At 42.1% G+C, this 16,122-nt stretch carries 14 protein-coding genes; 4 read left to right on the plus strand and 10 right to left on the minus strand.

Annotated elements, in window-relative coordinates; translation table 11 throughout:
- Positions 1 to 151: 151 nt before the first annotated feature.
- On the minus strand, positions 152 to 331 hold the full coding sequence (locus V7K35_RS04375) for a replication restart DNA helicase PriA (protein WP_335076667.1): 180 nt from the start codon (positions 329 to 331) through the stop codon (positions 152 to 154).
- A gap of 978 nt (positions 332 to 1,309) precedes the next feature.
- On the minus strand, positions 1,310 to 3,187 hold the full coding sequence (uvrC, locus tag V7K35_RS04380; protein WP_335076669.1) for an excinuclease ABC subunit UvrC: 1,878 nt from the start codon (positions 3,185 to 3,187) through the stop codon (positions 1,310 to 1,312).
- A gap of 705 nt (positions 3,188 to 3,892) precedes the next feature.
- Here uvrC and V7K35_RS04385 point away from each other — a divergent pair.
- A complete protein-coding gene (locus tag V7K35_RS04385) occupies positions 3,893 to 4,072 on the plus strand; it encodes a hypothetical protein (protein WP_335076671.1) in 180 nt (59 codons plus the stop codon).
- 21 nt (positions 4,073 to 4,093) lie between these two features.
- Here the strand turns inward: V7K35_RS04385 and V7K35_RS04390 are convergent, their stop codons facing one another.
- The 7 genes from V7K35_RS04390 to V7K35_RS04420 form a co-directional block, all read right to left on the minus strand.
- Complete coding sequence (locus tag V7K35_RS04390) at positions 4,094 to 4,516, minus strand: response regulator (protein ID WP_335076673.1); 423 nt, start codon at positions 4,514 to 4,516, stop codon at positions 4,094 to 4,096.
- Between the two features lie 553 nt (positions 4,517 to 5,069).
- Entirely contained in the window at positions 5,070 to 6,077 is a 1,008-nt protein-coding gene (locus tag V7K35_RS04395) for an NF038130 family PEP-CTERM protein (protein WP_335076675.1), read from the minus strand.
- A 1,032-nt stretch (positions 6,078 to 7,109) separates the two neighbouring features.
- On the minus strand, positions 7,110 to 8,312 hold the full coding sequence (locus tag V7K35_RS04400) for an LL-diaminopimelate aminotransferase (RefSeq protein ID WP_335076677.1): 1,203 nt from the start codon (positions 8,310 to 8,312) through the stop codon (positions 7,110 to 7,112).
- Positions 8,313 to 8,379: 67 nt separating this feature from the next.
- The gene (locus tag V7K35_RS04405; protein WP_335076679.1) at positions 8,380 to 8,718 is read right to left on the minus strand and encodes a thioredoxin family protein; all 339 of its coding nucleotides are present in this window, start codon (positions 8,716 to 8,718) and stop codon (positions 8,380 to 8,382) included.
- Positions 8,719 to 9,101: 383 nt separating this feature from the next.
- The gene (locus V7K35_RS04410) at positions 9,102 to 9,878 is read right to left on the minus strand and encodes a PspA/IM30 family protein (RefSeq protein ID WP_334795009.1); all 777 of its coding nucleotides are present in this window, start codon (positions 9,876 to 9,878) and stop codon (positions 9,102 to 9,104) included.
- 333 nt (positions 9,879 to 10,211) lie between these two features.
- Positions 10,212 to 10,967, minus strand: a complete 756-nt coding sequence (locus V7K35_RS04415; RefSeq protein ID WP_335076729.1) for a PspA/IM30 family protein — start codon at positions 10,965 to 10,967, stop codon at positions 10,212 to 10,214.
- Between the two features lie 257 nt (positions 10,968 to 11,224).
- Entirely contained in the window at positions 11,225 to 12,568 is a 1,344-nt protein-coding gene (locus V7K35_RS04420; protein WP_335076681.1) for a hypothetical protein, read from the minus strand.
- A gap of 252 nt (positions 12,569 to 12,820) precedes the next feature.
- On the opposite strand from V7K35_RS04420, the gene V7K35_RS04425 reads away from it, so the two are divergent.
- Both V7K35_RS04425 and V7K35_RS04430 read left to right on the plus strand, forming a co-directional pair.
- Positions 12,821 to 13,360 carry a DUF721 domain-containing protein gene (locus V7K35_RS04425; protein WP_335076731.1) on the plus strand — a complete coding sequence of 180 codons (540 nt, stop codon included), beginning with the start codon at positions 12,821 to 12,823 and terminating at the stop codon, positions 13,358 to 13,360.
- Between the two features lie 468 nt (positions 13,361 to 13,828).
- On the plus strand, positions 13,829 to 14,143 hold the full coding sequence (locus V7K35_RS04430) for a hypothetical protein (RefSeq protein WP_335076683.1): 315 nt from the start codon (positions 13,829 to 13,831) through the stop codon (positions 14,141 to 14,143).
- A gap of 123 nt (positions 14,144 to 14,266) precedes the next feature.
- On the opposite strand, the gene menB is transcribed toward V7K35_RS04430, so the two are convergent.
- Positions 14,267 to 15,100, minus strand: coding sequence for a 1,4-dihydroxy-2-naphthoyl-CoA synthase (gene menB, locus V7K35_RS04435; protein WP_335076685.1), 834 nt, complete (start codon positions 15,098 to 15,100; stop codon positions 14,267 to 14,269).
- 140 nt (positions 15,101 to 15,240) lie between these two features.
- Here menB and V7K35_RS04440 point away from each other — a divergent pair, with 140 nt between their 5' ends.
- A complete protein-coding gene (locus V7K35_RS04440; RefSeq protein WP_335076688.1) occupies positions 15,241 to 16,113 on the plus strand; it encodes an Rpn family recombination-promoting nuclease/putative transposase in 873 nt (290 codons plus the stop codon).
- Positions 16,114 to 16,122 lie beyond the last annotated feature (9 nt).

Consider the following 16,122-nt stretch of genomic DNA (forward strand, 5'->3'; position numbering starts at 1 on the left):
GATATAGCGTTTCCTAAGCAACTGAGGTACACTCAAATCTTTTTCCTAAAAATTAGTAGCTTTAAAAACGTACCTCACCAGGTTGGGAACCGCTATAAGTAGCTTGTATTATTAAAAATTAGAGAAAACATTCTCCAATTTTTATTATTATCTAGCGATGTGCATAAATTCCTGGCGCATAAGCCTCAATGACTTTACCAGTGCGAGTGCAAGTAATCATCAAGTAGTCACAACTAGGGCATTGTGTACGAGTTATTTGACTATCATAAATATAATAGCGTTCTGCTTGGCAACCGCAATTTGGGCAGTAAATCTTTTGTACTGTCTCCATTTGAAAACCCCTGGTTGTAACTATTTTTTATTTGAGAAAACTGCCAGTTAAAGTAGCAAAATTTTTGGTTTTACCCAACTTAACAAACGACTTTAATATTGGCTGATTATTTTAAACAAAATTTCAAGTTTGAAAAAAATTTCGATATCTCTGTATATTATCCTAAATTTTAAGTGATATTACCCTCCTACTTTAGATACATAATTTGTTTTTTAATTAAATACTGCTTAGTGATTTGCTGATCCCTATAACGAATCCCTTGAGAAAACCTTCTTTATAGTCATTTCAGACGAATACAAAAAAGCCGTTCTTGTATTCAAAAATTAAAATCAAGAAAATACTGTATATTTAGCAACAAAATTTTTATCTTAAGATTTAGTTAATATTTTCTGCCAAGATTTATGAGATTAAGTTTTGCTGAGATATAGCAAGGGACTGGGGACTGGGGACTAGGGACTGGGGACTAGGGACTGGGGACTGGGGACTGGGGACTGGGGACTGGGGACTGGGGACTGGGTGAAAAGCCTTTTTGTGTCTAAGTTTTATCATCTGTTAATGTTCTAACCACCTTGGCTGTTGCTATAATTTCATCAAAACTACCGCACTTATGAGAGACCGTAAATTTACGGTTTTTACACAGCTTAAATTGTCGCAGACAATCTTAACTGAATCATCTGTGAAAATGGAACTACTATACTGTGGCGTCAGTTTGCCTACCTTTAACAAGGAGATTTTGCCCCTTGTCTTAAGCTCTTATTGTTACCTACATCCGACGATAAAAGCTTCGTCTATTAGCCTTGGAATAGAATTCCAAGGCTAATATTGCATTGAGTAGACTTGGGCTATCAGTCGGCGGGATGTCGAGTGAACACCATACTTTGACTGTTACAAAAATATGGGTAATCACAAGGGGATTTTGCCCCAAGTTTTGTTAATTGAGATGGTAGCTAGATTTACGCGCCTGCTGTACTACCCTCCTCAAGTGGGATGAAAATAATCGTAAATTTCTTGAGCCAAACGCGGCCCAATTCCTGGAACCTCAGCGAGTTGTGGGGTTGTTGCTTGCCGAATATAATCAACTGAGCGAAAATGCCCTAGTAGCTGCTTTTGTCGATGATGTCCTAAGCCAGGAATTTCATCTAAACGCGATCGCTTCAATTTATCACTGCGCTGCTGCCGATGAAAAGTCACTGCAAACCGATGCGCTTCATCTCGCAACCGTCGCAACAACTGCACCCCTGGTTGTTCTGCATCAGTTGTTAAGGGTTTAGATTCTCCCGGTAAAAAAATCTCTTCTCGCTGCTTTGCTAAACTCACAACTCGCAAGTCTTCTAATAAATTCATCTCTTGTAAAACAGCAATAACTGATGATAACTGACCTTTACCACCATCGATCATGATTAAATCAGGCCAATCTGGATTACCCAAACGTGACAACTGAGGATCGTCGCCATACTTACGGAACCGTCGCCCAATAACTTCAGCAAGACTAGCAAAATCATCTGAATGTCCCGCCGTCACCGTGGGATTTTTAATTTTGTAGTGGCGATAATGCTGTTTGGCGGGTAATCCGTCGATAAACACGACTTGCGAAGCTACAGCATTTGACCCTTGAATATGAGAAATGTCATAACCTTCGATGCGGTGGGGTACATCTGGTAAATCGAGAATGGCTGCTAAATCTTGCATTGCTTGGTGATTGCGATCGCCAAATTTCTGCATTCTTTGCAATTCATACTGAGCATTTCGCTCTACCATCTCAATTAATTCTGCCTTAGTTTGCCGCAAAGGAGTCAAGATTGTGACTTTTTTACCTTTGCGTTGAGTTAAGACATCCGCCAATATCTCGCTATCTGGTAAATCATGCTGTACCAAAATTTCTAAAGGTATTTCCACTGAGTCAGCAGTTTGGTAATGTTCCTCTAAAGCTCGTTGTAAGATAGCTCCTGGTTCTGCGTGAGCATCCGCCACAAAGGCCAAACGTCCTACCAATTGTCCAGCGCGAATCTGGAATAGTTGAATGCAGGCGTATTCTTCGCTGGCTGCCAGTGCGATCGCATCCCGTGAAACTGTATCATCTGGTAAGGAAACTTTTTGATTGGCTGTCAGCGACTTTAACCCAGAAATTTGGTCACGAATCCGTGCTGCTGACTCAAAATTTAAGTTTTCCGATGCTGCGTTCATCTGTTGAGTCAAAATATCAATCAGTTCCTGAGTTCGCCCTTGAAAGACCATCGCTATTTTTTGGACAATTTTGCGATATTCTTCTGATGGCATCATCTGTTGACACACACCCGGACAACGCCCTAAATCATAATTTAAGCAAGGACGGTCTTTAAAAAGTGGTTGAGGTCGTTGTCGTTGTGGGAAAATACGCTTACACAGGCGGACAATTTCTCGCAATAAACCAGCATCAGTATAAGGGCCGTAAAATTTATCCTTTTCTTTGCCAAATTGGCGTTTACGGGTAATAAAAATTCGCGGATAATCTTCTGACCAAGTAATGCAGAGATAGGGATATTTTTTATCATCTTTGAGCAGCACGTTAAAGTATGGCTGGTGCTGCTTGATCAAATTCGCTTCTAGCGCTAGCGCTTCGGCTTCAGTATCAGTGACGATGAATTCAATTTCTGTCACCAACTTGACCATCGTGACGATGCGTTCAGTCTTGTTATAGCCATCCCGGAAATAGGAACGGACACGCGATCGCAACTTACGCGATTTACCTATATATATAATGCGATCGCTTTTGTCCCGCATGAAATAAACCCCCGGTTCCGGTGGAATTTCGGCTAGACGGTTTTCCAATCTTTCTGGCTCTTTAACCAGTGGTAGTATTTGAGTAGATATTGCCACAACCAAAATTAGGTAATCTTTCTCTATTTTAAGAAAAATTATTTTTTCGTGCCGATTTAACAGAGTAATTATCAAGTAAATATAAAGTAGGTAGGCTTTTAGGCGGCATACAGATAAGTCTGAGAATCGGTTTCTAATCTAGTACAGCACGGCCTCTACCATCTCAATTAACAAAACTTGGGGCTTACAGCTATTTTCAGGTCAATAGACCACGCGGTAGGGGCGCAAGGAATTGCGCCTTTACGACAGATGTGGTTTAAATACATGAAAACTGCTGTAACAAGGGATTTTGCCCCTTATTAAACTTTGGACATAGTGTACTAAACGCCCTGCTGCAAGCATCAGAACTTTGGAGCAGACGAGAGTTTGTCTAGCTGTCGGCTGCTACTGTCAGAATAAAAACTTGGTTTTTTAAATCTATCATTAACATTTTCAAATCGATAATGATTTCTTCTTTAAAAATTCATTTATTTATAAAATTATTTTGTTTTCTTAATTTAGCTAAGTTTATATTTTTATTATTAAATATAATTAAATTTTTCAATATTACTTAGATAAAATTTAGATAATAAATTATGATAAAACAATACTTTTGGGGTTGATTTTAACTTATAACATTAAGCGATTTAACGGATTTAGGAAGTTAAATTTACGAATATCATTAGGAATATAGCTACTACAAGAATTTCAGGCACGAGTTGAACTATGAATCTGCAAGACTTTGAAGCCCAATACCGGGAAGCTATGGCTGAAACCCTCAATGATCTGCAAACAGCAGTTTTATTGTTAGCGCAAGTACAACATAAAATTTTAAAAATTGGCAGTTCTGTGCAACATATTAGTGAGCGAGTTGAAGAGTTCATTGCAGACCAAAAAGCGGAATAAATGCACATTCAGTAGAAAAGTTTATCTGTGGCGACAAGTCAACTCTTCTTCAATTGTAAGTATAAGATCCTTGAGTTTTAAAGGTTTGACAAAATAGCGACGTGCGCCCAAACTCATAGCTAGTTCTTGATCTGCTTTAAAAGCAAAGGCTGAAATTACAATAATCGGTATTTTTGACAAATCAGGTTTTTGCTGGACTTGTTTTAAGAGCGAATAACCGTCAATATCTGGCAATTTCAAGTCTAATAACATTAAATCTGGTTCAAACTTCTCTATAGTTGAGAAAAAAGTAGAGCCTTCTGATAAGCTTTGGATATCGTAACCATAATAACTTAGATAGTCACTCAATAACATTCTATTGAGTTCATGGTCTTCAACTAGCAAAATTCGTCTAACTGTGTGTGACCGTAATGGCTGATCTATATTGAATAATTGTACTGTCATTGCTACCTATTATCTTAAGTAAAAGCCAATAATTCTGACCATAAACTAGAACAGGAGTATATTTAAACTGTAAAATCTATAAAAACTTGACTTTTGTAATTCAGTTAAAAATATTAATAAATTAAATTTAGCAGTACTCCAATATTTAATAATAGTATGATTGAAATAATCCTAATTAAATTTTAATTGTTTCTTAACGAGTTTTTGATAATTTATAGTAATAAATAAACGACTCATTTAAAAAACTGAAGTTGCCAATTTGTATTAGTAAAACTACTTAAGTAATACTGAAACTAACGTAGACTAATTGCCCTTCCTAGAAAAGTTTTCATTTGGATGTTAGGGTAAGTAATACCATTTTCCGAAATCGCTGTTACAAATATGTTGGTAGGGGCGTAGATATATAGACCCTTCCAAACGATTCATTTGTTGCAAATATTTTTATAAATAGTATAATCTAGAAGATTAAATCACCTTATAGCTGGAAAGAAGTATTCATAAAAAAAGGGAGCTATTAGCTTCCTTACTTATTTGTAGTTTTGAACCTGCAATTTTAAATGGATGCTTTTTTAAATTTGCGTTGCGTCACAAAGACCCCAGCAACACCCAACAGACCAATTATTATTGATGGTTCTGGCACTCTCTTTGGAGGAGCGGTGTATCCAGGTGTGTGCCAAGTGTAATACTGGGTGCCGGATATGCCGTCATCAGAGGCTGTAATTTCAGATCCAGTGGGGTTGAAGCTATAAGCGTAGTAAGTGTTATTGCCATTAACTACCTTGGCAATTTCACTAGCTCCGATTCCACCTTGGTAGGCGTTTAATGCAGCTTGCACGCCAAGGAGGTCTTTGAATGATGTCAGTTGATCTATTTGAGCTTGCAGCGTTAGCTTCGTAGGAAGAGAGGTTAGAGGCGAGTTCAGCGTTAGTTGAAGTAATGAAATCTGAGTTTGAACTTCTGAAGCGCTTGGTAAAATTGTTTTTCCTGGAAATAGTGATGTCAATGTTTGGGTAAGTTTAGTAGAAACTGTATCTAAGAGTTTAGTCCTTACATCAACTTGACCAACCAATTTCAGTTCCACACCCCCATTTTCTCCGAATTGGAAACTGCCAATGTTAGGGTCTCCTATTCCCAATAAAGGGAAAAAGCTCGTTACTAATGATTGGGTACTCGGTGAAAACCCATTCCACACTGACTTAAATGGAGTATAAGTAGCCAACAAATCACTCAGCCATTGCGAACCAAAAGTATTCCAGTCACTAGCAGTGACACTACTAACGGTGGCACTGTAGTTTCCTTGTGTGGCGGTGAAACCAACGTTAGAAGTTGGGTTTTCGGTAGTATACCAAAGCTCCACGTTAGAGGAGACATTATCATCACTCAAGGCTTTGGACGCAGCTATAGGATCATTTGCAATAAACTTGCCATTTAACCCACCAGTATAAGTTCTAATTTCATTTGGATTATTGAAACTAAAAGATGTAGCGTGTGCTGGAGCAGTGCCAAGAGCGCTTATACCAATAGCCATTGAGACACCAATTACAAGTTTGTGAAAAGTCATTTTCATTGTTTTCAAGTCTCTGTTTAGTTTGGAAGTTAAGTTTTAAACTACTGCTGTTTTTAGGCTTGGGCTGTACTGAATACGGGCTTTTTGGCAATACGGCTGCTTAAAAGTTTTCTCCGTATTTTGTGATTTTTTAGTATCTTAGCTGACACCAACAAGCTTAATAAACGCGGAGACCTGATTGGGTAAAGTTCCTGTTAATTATCAATAAAAAAATGAAGAATATTTTGAGATTTATATACGTTTAATTACTTATTTCTTTATAAAATGATAGTTGCAAAAATTACGTAAAATGGATTTTGATTTGAGTATAATATAGTCATTCACAGGGGCGTATATCTGTCATGGGTGTCAACTTACAGCTATTTTCAGGTAAATAGACTACGCGGTAGGGGTGCAAGGCCTTGCGCCCCTACGACAGATGTAGTTCAAATACTTGAATTCTGCTGTAAGCCTTGGTGAATGGAATTCGTACGCCAGTTGCTCATAGGGAAAACCCCCAGACGCTCTCTACCAAACCAGAGGCAAACGCAGACTCGTTGGCGCAGCTCTGGTAAAGTTTTTTAACCAATACAGGCGGGTAAAGCCCAATACGCTTGGGTTAAGGACAGGACTTACCCAAAATTAAGAAAGAACGAACTACAAAGGGCGCATAGACACGTTCGCGTTGGCAAAGCCTCTCGTAGAGAAGCGTCTCCTAGAGTTGTGGCTTCCCGCAGCGTCTCGCAGAGAAGAAATAAGAGTTTCAGAGAGTTTTTGCGTAAGTCCTTAAAGGTTTTTGGCGCTAACTGAATGGGGTAAAGCCTCGTGTAGACGAGCCAGTGCGTTGGGCGGGCAATGCCCGACTTGTACCCCTATGGGGTTCTTGCTAGCAAGAACGTCTCCCAATGTAATAAGCAACTGGCGTGCGGTTTCTAACCACCCTTTTCGCGTTAAGTTGACACCAATGCACAGCTGTGCGCCGCTATAGCGTGTTCCATTCGTAGACTTTGCCGCCAAAAATCCTTGGCGTTCAGCTTGAAAAGAAATTTAATCAAGAAACTCAGCCATTCTTTCCACAGCAGTTTCTAACAAAGCTGGCTCATGCACCAAAGCAAAGCGGACATACCCTTCGCCGGATTTGCCAAAACCAGCACCTGGGGAAGCGGCTACACCAGTTTGTTTGACTAGCTGGGTACAAAATTCTATAGAGTTTTGACTCCAAGGTGAGGGCAATTTTGCCCAGATATACATTGTGGCTTTAGGAGTAGGAACATTCCAGCCAATGCGGTGTAAAGCAGTGATGAAAGCATCACGGCGCTGCTGGAAAGTAGCAATCGCAGATTTTACGCCAACTTGAGGGCCGGTTAGGGCAGCGATCGCACCATTCAAAATCCCCCGATACTGATTAAAATCAACAGCGGCTTTTACTTGGCGTAAGGCGTTAATTAACTGGGCATTACCGATGGCGTAGCCAATGCGGAAGCCGCCCATATTGTAGGACTTGGAAAGGGTGAAAAATTCAATCGAGACGCTTTTCTCTGGATCAGCTTGCAGAATCGAGGGAACGAGGGATTTTGGATTGGGAAGATTCTTCTCCCAGTGCCCATTCGCCTCAAATACCAAATCTACGTAGGGGAAATCGTGAACCAAGGCAAGATTGTGTTGTTGACAAAAGGCGACAGCTTCTTGGAAGAATGATATTGGAGCGATCGCAGCGGTGGGATTATGAGGATAACTTAATACCATCATCCGCGACTGAGCCAAGACTGGGGCAGGAATATCAGCAAACACTGGTAAAAAAGCGTTTTCTTCCCGTACTGGCATTGGGTAGATTTGACCACTGGCTAGGTAGACTCCCCCAGCATGAGAGGGGTAACCTGGATCGAGCAACAGGGCAAAATCTCCTGGATTGAGTAAAGCTAGGGGTAAATGGGCTGTGCCTTCTTGAGAACCAATCAGAGGTAGTACCTCAGTTTGGGGATCGACTTTGATACCAAATTTTTGTTCGTACCAGTTGGCTGCGGCTTGGCGAAACTCAAAGGTGCCGTTAAACAGCAGATAGCCGTGGGTACTGCGATCGTGGAGAGATTGAGCGATCGCCTCAATGACGTGTGCCTCGGCTGGTAAATCAGAAGACCCCAACGACAAATCAATTACTTGTTGTCCAGCTACCAAAGCGACTGCCTTGGCTCTGTCCATATCAGCAAATACATTAGATTGCAGGGGTTGTAAACGCTTTGCAAATTGCATATTAGTCAAGAGTCAAGGGTGAAAAACTCTTAGTATTTTGACTGTGGACTTTAATATTCACTAATGACTAATTACTATTTAAGTGCGGATCTAGGAGGCTAAGTAATTTTTCTTTGCTGATGACTCCCTCAGTAGATTCTAATAGTTTGTCGCCTTGAAATAGTCTCAGGGCTGGCACGCCTTCCACTTGGTACTGCTTAACAGTAACTGGGTTGGGGTCAATTTCCATCTTAACGATTTTGAGGCGATCGCTATATTTGGTAGCAGCTGAGTTAATTACGGGCGGCATCAATTGACAAGGCCCACACCAGGAAGCCCAAAAGTAAACTAATACAGGCTGTTCAGCTTTTAACACTTCTGTTTCAAACTCAGCATCAGTTATGGTGGTGATTACAGCCTTACTCATTGCAGTCTCCATCAGGTGGCGATCAAAGTTGACACACACAATACTTTATCCCAAAGTAGTCAATAGTTATTAAGACTGTTAACTATTGACTACGAATTTTATATTTTAGATTTTTTGGTTCATACCCTGCCCCAAACAACTCTTAAAGACGCTGACGCGTAGCAAGATCCCCGTAGGGGTACGTTCCACAAAGCTTTCGTAGGTGAAACATAATCCAAAATCCGAAATTGTTCGACTGAGCGACTTGTACCGAGGTAAGTCGAGGTAAGCCGTTCGCGTAGCGTTCCGCAGGAAAGTCCAAAATCCAAAATTGGTTGATTAATGACGTAAAATCCCACAGCCAACAGGCGTGGGATTGGCTCAAAATTTGTTTTCTGCCAATTTTACAGCTGATCCAATTGCTTGCGTAGGGAATCCAACTCGGCATCAACTGCCTCATTAGACTTAGCAGCAGTGGTTTGTTGTTGCGGTGGCAGTTGGGGTTGACTTACTGGAGTAGCGGGTGGTAACATTTGCGCTTTCAAAGCTGCCAACTCATCATCAACATCGCTACTACCTTCCAACTGGGCAAATTGGGTTTCTAAATCTGCACCTGCTAACTCTCCTTGTGCCTGGGCCCGGGCTTCTTGCATCAAGACTTTTTCTTCCATCCGCTCGAAGGCAGACATTGCACTGCTGGTATTCATCCCACGCACCATGCCTTGGAGTTGCTCTTGGGCTTTGGCAGTAGTGATTCTAGCTCTGAGCATTTCTTTTTTGGTCTTAGCCTCAGAAATTTTGCTTTCCAGCTGAATTAAATTGCGCTTGAGGGTTTCAACTTGAGTGCTTTGGGTATCCAAACTAGCTTTGAGGGCGGCGCTGGTGTCAGTATAAGTCTTCTTGCGCTCTAGAGCTTGTCGGGCTAAATTTTCATCACCTTTTTGCACCGCCAGTTGGGCATTGCGTTGCCACTTATTGATTTCATTTTGGGCATCATTGTACTGTTTCTCGCTGCGTTTTTGGGCGGCGATCGTCTGAGCTACTCCCTGACGCAGCTGAACCAAGTCTTCCTGCATTTCCAGGATGGCTTGTTCTAGCATTTTTTCAGGGTCTTCGGCTTTGTTAACCAGGTCGTTGAGGTTAGAACTAACTACTCGCTTAATCCGGTCAAATAATCCCATAACTTTGTTTTTCCTTGTGTGGTTTACGCTTTTAGTTGGACAGTTAGCTTTTTTACTTTTTAATAGCCACCTATTTCAATGTAATCTTTCCAGTTTGGATCGGTACCTCCCAACAACTCTTAATTCTTAACTTAGAACTTGCACCAGTCTCCACAACAGCTTTGGAATTAATTCTGAGGTTATAGCTAAACTCTTCTAAAGAAGACTGAGTGAGGGTTGCAGTCCAGCAAGCGTAGACTTGCACTATTAGCTAGAGATTATTTATTCTCTGGCGGGATATGGGGCAGGCGCAAGATAAAAGTTAAGATATTTCCTGCGGCAATTAGCCAAACTTCAAGAGTCCTGAGTTTTGGGTAACTCCTGTTGGGGAGGCTGCCCTATCTTCTGGTCCTCATGGGTAAGAAGACTGTTGTGCTGTGTATTTTCTGCCTGGTTTAAAACCTGTACCTTCATCGTTGCCAATTCGGCATCCACATTATTAGTAGATTCCAAGGAAGTAAATTGTGTTTCCAAGTCGTCGCTACCGAGTTGAGCTATTGCAACGGATTTAGCTTCTATCTGCAAAACTTTTTCTTCCATGCGCTCAAAGGCATTCAGACTGCTGGTGGCAGAAACTGTGCCAAGCATTTCCTGGAGGCGATAAGACGCTTCAGCAGAACGGGCGCGAGCAATATACATATCTTTTTTAGTTTTCGCCTCGGCAATTTTTAACTCTAGCGATCGCATATCCTTTTTTAGCCTAGCTACTATATCGTTTTGCTGCTCTATCTGGGAAAAGAGGGCTGAAAGCAATTCTTTATAAGCTTGGCGCTTAGTCAAAGCTTCGCGTGCTAAAGGTTCGTTGCCTTGTTGCAGCGCCAATTGGGCGCGGCGATACCATTCTTCTGTTTGAGAGTTGGCAGCGGCTGCCTGTCGTTCGGTGCGTTTCTGGGTAGCGATCGCTTGTGCTACACCCTGCCGCAACCGCACCAGATTTTCCTGCATCTCTAGGACAGTTTGCTCCAGAATCTTTTCTGGATCTTCTGTACTGCCGATCAAACTATTGAGATTAGCGCGAATCACCCGCAGGATACGCTTGATTAATTCCATGTCGGCTCTCCATTCACGAAATTCAGTGCTGAGTAATGAGCTTTGATAATTACTGATCACCGCATATGTGGATGCCACATCCCAACTAACTTTGTGCTGAGTATTAAGACTCCTGACTTAACCAAGAGGATGCCAAAAGTGGTAGATACGGCAACACAGATAATTAAAATGTCCTCGTGTCCCCGTATCCTGTTTACGCAAGACTCAGCACTTATGACTCAGGACTGTTATCTCATGGTATCGTAGATTTTTGCAACTCATGGCTGCTGAACCCGTGGCTTAATTCCCTTTGCCTGTAACAATTGCATCTGTTTTTTTACTTGCTCTTTGGTCTTAAAAGCACCGAGATAAATCAATTCTTTGTTGGCTGATAAATAAGCATCGGGAACTGCTTGCCGGGCTGAGGCAAAAGCCGCGCCTTTATTATCTATCACTACATGATAGAACCCATCTGTTCCTGGTTTGATTTCTGCATTCGGCTTTGGTGAGGTTTTTGTCGGTGAAGTGGGAGGTAAACTACGGAGGGGCAAGGGCTGTAGCGTCGGTACTGGTGTTAAGGCGATTGGATTTGTCGGTTTTAGGGCTGTGTTGGGGTTAGGCAATGCCGCTTGAGGATTTGCGGAGTTTTGGGGAATGACTGGATTAGGCACTACTGCGAGGGTTGGTTGGACTTTGGGTTTTAAACCAACTACATCATTGGGGTCTTTCACCTCAGGAAACTCTTCAGCAGCTAGATTGGGATATTTGGGTATAGATGTGCTTGGTGGCTGGATCTGAGGTTGGACATTACTCCCAACTTCCTCAGTATTTTCTGTTGCGGGAGACGAGTTGCCGTTAAACAAGTTGCCTAAATTCCACTGTGACAAACTTTTGGGATTGAATAATACATAACTCAAGGTAAGACTCGCTACCAATAGCAGCAACATCGAGCCGATACCCAAAGGTGATAGCAGACTATCGCTATAATTGCTTGGTTTTTTGGTTTCTGGTTGTTCTTCTGTCAGACTTCGCAGCAGTGCTTCACTAGATTCTAAATAGTCATCTGGGTGCTTAGGGGTGTCATCTGGCTGCAAAAGATTTTTGCTCTTGGTATCTTTAACGACTGCTGGCACGATGCTGCTACTAAAGTTGGGCGGTGGTGGTGGAAGTTGAGTTTGTGTTTTAGGAGAATCGGAGGCGGAGGAAACATTAAGATTATTTAGTTCCTCAGTCTTTGCCGTAGCTGGCACTGGGTTCTTTTGAGGATTTACAGCTAGAGAAGATGCGGGGGATTCATCAATTTTTGCCGTAGCTGGCGTTGAGGTTCCCTGAGGATTCACGGGTACAGATGCAGGTGGCACGTTGGTTTTAATTTGCGTTGCTGATGAGTCAGTTGTGCCCGATGTTGTCGGAATGGCAGTCAACGGGTGGGGTTGGCTGCTCATGTAACTTACAACACGGGGCTGATTTGATGACACCAAACCAGTTCGTGTGCGTCGATATCGAGCTAACTCTTGATCTAGCGGCACCTCTAAACTCGCTAGTGCTGCTGCTAGTGCTGGTTTCAACCCAGGTTTTTTAGACGATTGAGTACTGGAATTGTTTAGGGGGTTTTGAGTCATTGCCTCTGTGCCTCAAACGGAGATTGCTGAAATTAATTTGAGATATATTTGTGACAATAGTAGCGAAAATTATTTAAATAGATAGACTGAAAATTGGGCATTGGGGATTACAAAAGAGAGATTTTTAGGCTTTGTTGTGAACGATAGTTCAAGGAAGTCTATCTTGGAAATAGGGTATGGGGCAGTGAGGGGAGTAGTGGGATAACTCCTCACGGGCTAAACCATAGCTATCCGCTTACAGCACTTTTAATGATGTCGTTGAAATCAATTAATGATATTTTAGGCGTTCTGGAAAAACAGGCTAAATGGCAGGAACAACCATTTCAACGCTTGCTCAAGTGTTGGGCAGAAGTTGTTGGGCCAGTGGTTGCCGCCCATACTCGACCATTGTCGATTCAGCGCGATGTTTTGTGGGTAGCAACTTCTAGTGCTGCTTGGGCGCAAAACATGACTTTTGGTCGCACGTCTGTGCTTTTAAAGTTGAATAAAAAGTTGCCAACGCCTTTGGTTGATATTCGCTTCTCTACTGCTGGCTGGCAGAATCCATCTGTGGAGAGAAAACAGCAACAAACGGTTTCGCCCCATGAGCATCCCAGTTACCTTGGTGATGAGATTAGCTGCCCTGATGTTACACCCACCAATGATGTAAATGCTGCTTTTGGGCATTGGGGTAAGATCATGCGATCGCGATCGCATGGCTTACCCCTTTGTCCCCAGTGTGAATCTCCCACCCCACCCGGTGAACTCCAGCGCTGGGCAGTCTGTTCTGTCTGTGCTGCTAAACAGTTTTGAAGAGAGTCAATCCTGACCTAAATTAAAAGCAAAATAGTTTAGCGATTATTCCTTAAGCAGAATTTATTCTGAAGTAATTTGCTGCTGCCACATGGAAAAGTTCTGATTACTCATCAAAAATATATTTAACTGCTAAAGTATGCCGAATGTGGTATACAAAACGGACTATTTATCTAAAATTCTATCCGTGAAGCCATCCTTAAGGAGGAAGTTAAAAGGCTGGATAAATCAAAACTTTTAGTTTTAGTCTTGATCCCTAATAACTTTTCGCGAAAATCCATAGCTAACCACTCTTGTAATTATTTAAATATATAACAAGAATCTAAAAACATCATGAAGTTTATTTTTTCCTTGTGATCGCTGAAACCTAGATAAAATAAGGGCTTTTTGGCTCTTATCCGTATTTATATATAGAAGCAAAATGGAAGAATGAAATTCAGCCAGAAACGGCACTAAAGATCAATCCAAATGAAACCCATTAAATTTTTAGCATCTGCCTGTAAATATTGCCGTCATTACCAGCCAGAAGGTCGCCGTGGCGGAACCTGCCAGCAGTTGGGAGCACCAGTTCAAGCTAGTTGGAAGGCTTGTCCTTTGGCGCTGGCAGCTTTTGCACCTTCTTGGGAAACCTTGGAAGATGCTTGGGGTTTGCCAGATGCAGCCCCAGTTTTAACATCTTCTCAATCCTTAGCCTCAGATTTAGACAATGCTGTTCTTACCCCTGTAGAGGAAATAGCTGCCTCTATATCTGAACAGGTAAAGACTAAAGCAGTGGTTATTTAGTTATCCATTATTACTGAATTGAGTTTGTAGTTTTCTATAAGATTTGTTTTTAAGATTTTTAGTGCTGTAAAAGTTGACATATACAAAAATCGCACCCTTTAGTGAGGTGCGATTTTTGCAATTTTAAGGTAACCAAGGAAAAGAGCGGAAATCTGGTGGACGCTTTTCAAGAAAGGCTTGTTTGCCCTCAGACCCCTCTTCTGTCATGTAATAGAGTAGGGTGGCATTGCCAGCGAGTTCTTGTAAACCAGCTTGTCCGTCACAATCAGCATTGAAGGCAGCTTTGAGACACCGAATTGCGATCGGACTTTTTTCTAAAATCTCTTGCGCCCATTGAATACCTTCCGTTTCTAGTTGTTCCACTGGGACGACGCTATTAATTAAGCCCATTTCTAGAGCTTGTTGGGCATCATATTGGCGGCAGAGAAACCAAATTTCTCTAGCTTTTTTTTGTCCCACAATGCGGGCGAGATAGCTGGCTCCAAAACCACCGTCGAAACTGCCGACTTTGGGGCCAGTCTGTCCAAAAATGGCGTTATCGGCGGCGATCGTAAGGTCGCAAATCAAGTGTAGAACATGTCCACCACCGATCGCATATCCAGCTACTAAAGCAATCACCACTTTCGGCATGGAACGAATCAGGCGTTGTAAGTCCAGCACATTCAAGCGGGGAATGCCAGTTTCGTCCACATAACCCGCGTGTCCCCGCACACTTTGATCGCCACCAGAACAGAAGGCATATTTGCCATCAGTGTGTGGGCCATATCCAGTAAATAAGACAACACCTATAGTGGTATCTTCACGAGCATCAGAGAAAGCGTCGTACAGTTCAAAGATAGTTTTAGGACGGAAAGCATTACGTTTGTGGGGGCGGTTGATGGTGATTTTAGCGATGCCATCGTTTTTTTGATACAGAATATCTTCGTAGGTTTTGGCAGTTTCCCAGTTAATTTGCATTGGTATGGAGTGCGCTGTTGCTTCAAGAATTTTATCGCGGTCTTAGGGACAAGCGATACCTACGGTGGGCTACGCCTACGCTAAAATTGGTGTCTCAACCGTTTACAATCTGGTAATTGTCTGGGTGTTGAGGAATAAAAATGCGGCGTGACACCATCTTCTACAAATTATTTAAGCAATTTCCAGGATTGCTATTTGAATTAGTAGATGAACCACCCCCAAAAGCGGAAAACTACCAGTTTGAATCAGTTGAAGTGAAAGAAACAGCGTTTCGGATTGATGGAGTATTTTTACCTCCGGCGAATGCAGTTTCCAAAACCGTCTTTTTTGCAGAAGTGCAGTTTCAGAAGGACGAAGACTTATATCACCACTTCTTTAGTGAATTGTTTTTGTTTCTCTACCGCCACTCTATCCGTTACGATGACTGGTTTGGGGTAATAATTTTTGGTTCTCGCAGTCTGGAACCTTCTAAATCAACGGTTCACCGCGCTTTGTTAGAAAGTGGTCAAATCAGGCGGGTTTATCTGGATGAGTTGGGGGATTTGCGACAACAACCTTTGGGATTGGGTTTGATGTTGCTGACAAATATTACCTCTGAAACTGAAGCAGTGGAAGAGGCGCGGTTTTTGCTGGAACAAGCACGGCAACAATCGGAGCAAGCGATAATTGATTTAATAACGACGATTATCGTCTACAAGTTTTCTACCCTAAGTCGAGAGGAGATTGCAGCAATGTTGGGACTGAATTTGGAAGAACCACGGGCGATTCTAGAAGCGAAGGAAGAAGGACGAGAGGAAGGAAAGGTTGAAGGACGAGAGGAAGGAAAAGTTGAAGGAGAAAGAGCGATCGTTTTACGACTATTAAATCGCCGTGTGGGTAATATTCCTGATGTGCTTCTGTCCCAGATTCAAGGGTTATCGGTGGAACAGTTGGAAGCTTTAGGTGATGCTTTGCTGGATTTCTCTACTCTTGCTGATTTGTCAGGATGGTTACAAGGTGAAATAAGGGGGTAAGTTTCACCG

This window comes from Nostoc sp. (assembly GCF_036917275.1).
GTDB lineage: Bacteria > Cyanobacteriota > Cyanobacteriia > Cyanobacteriales > Nostocaceae > Nostoc.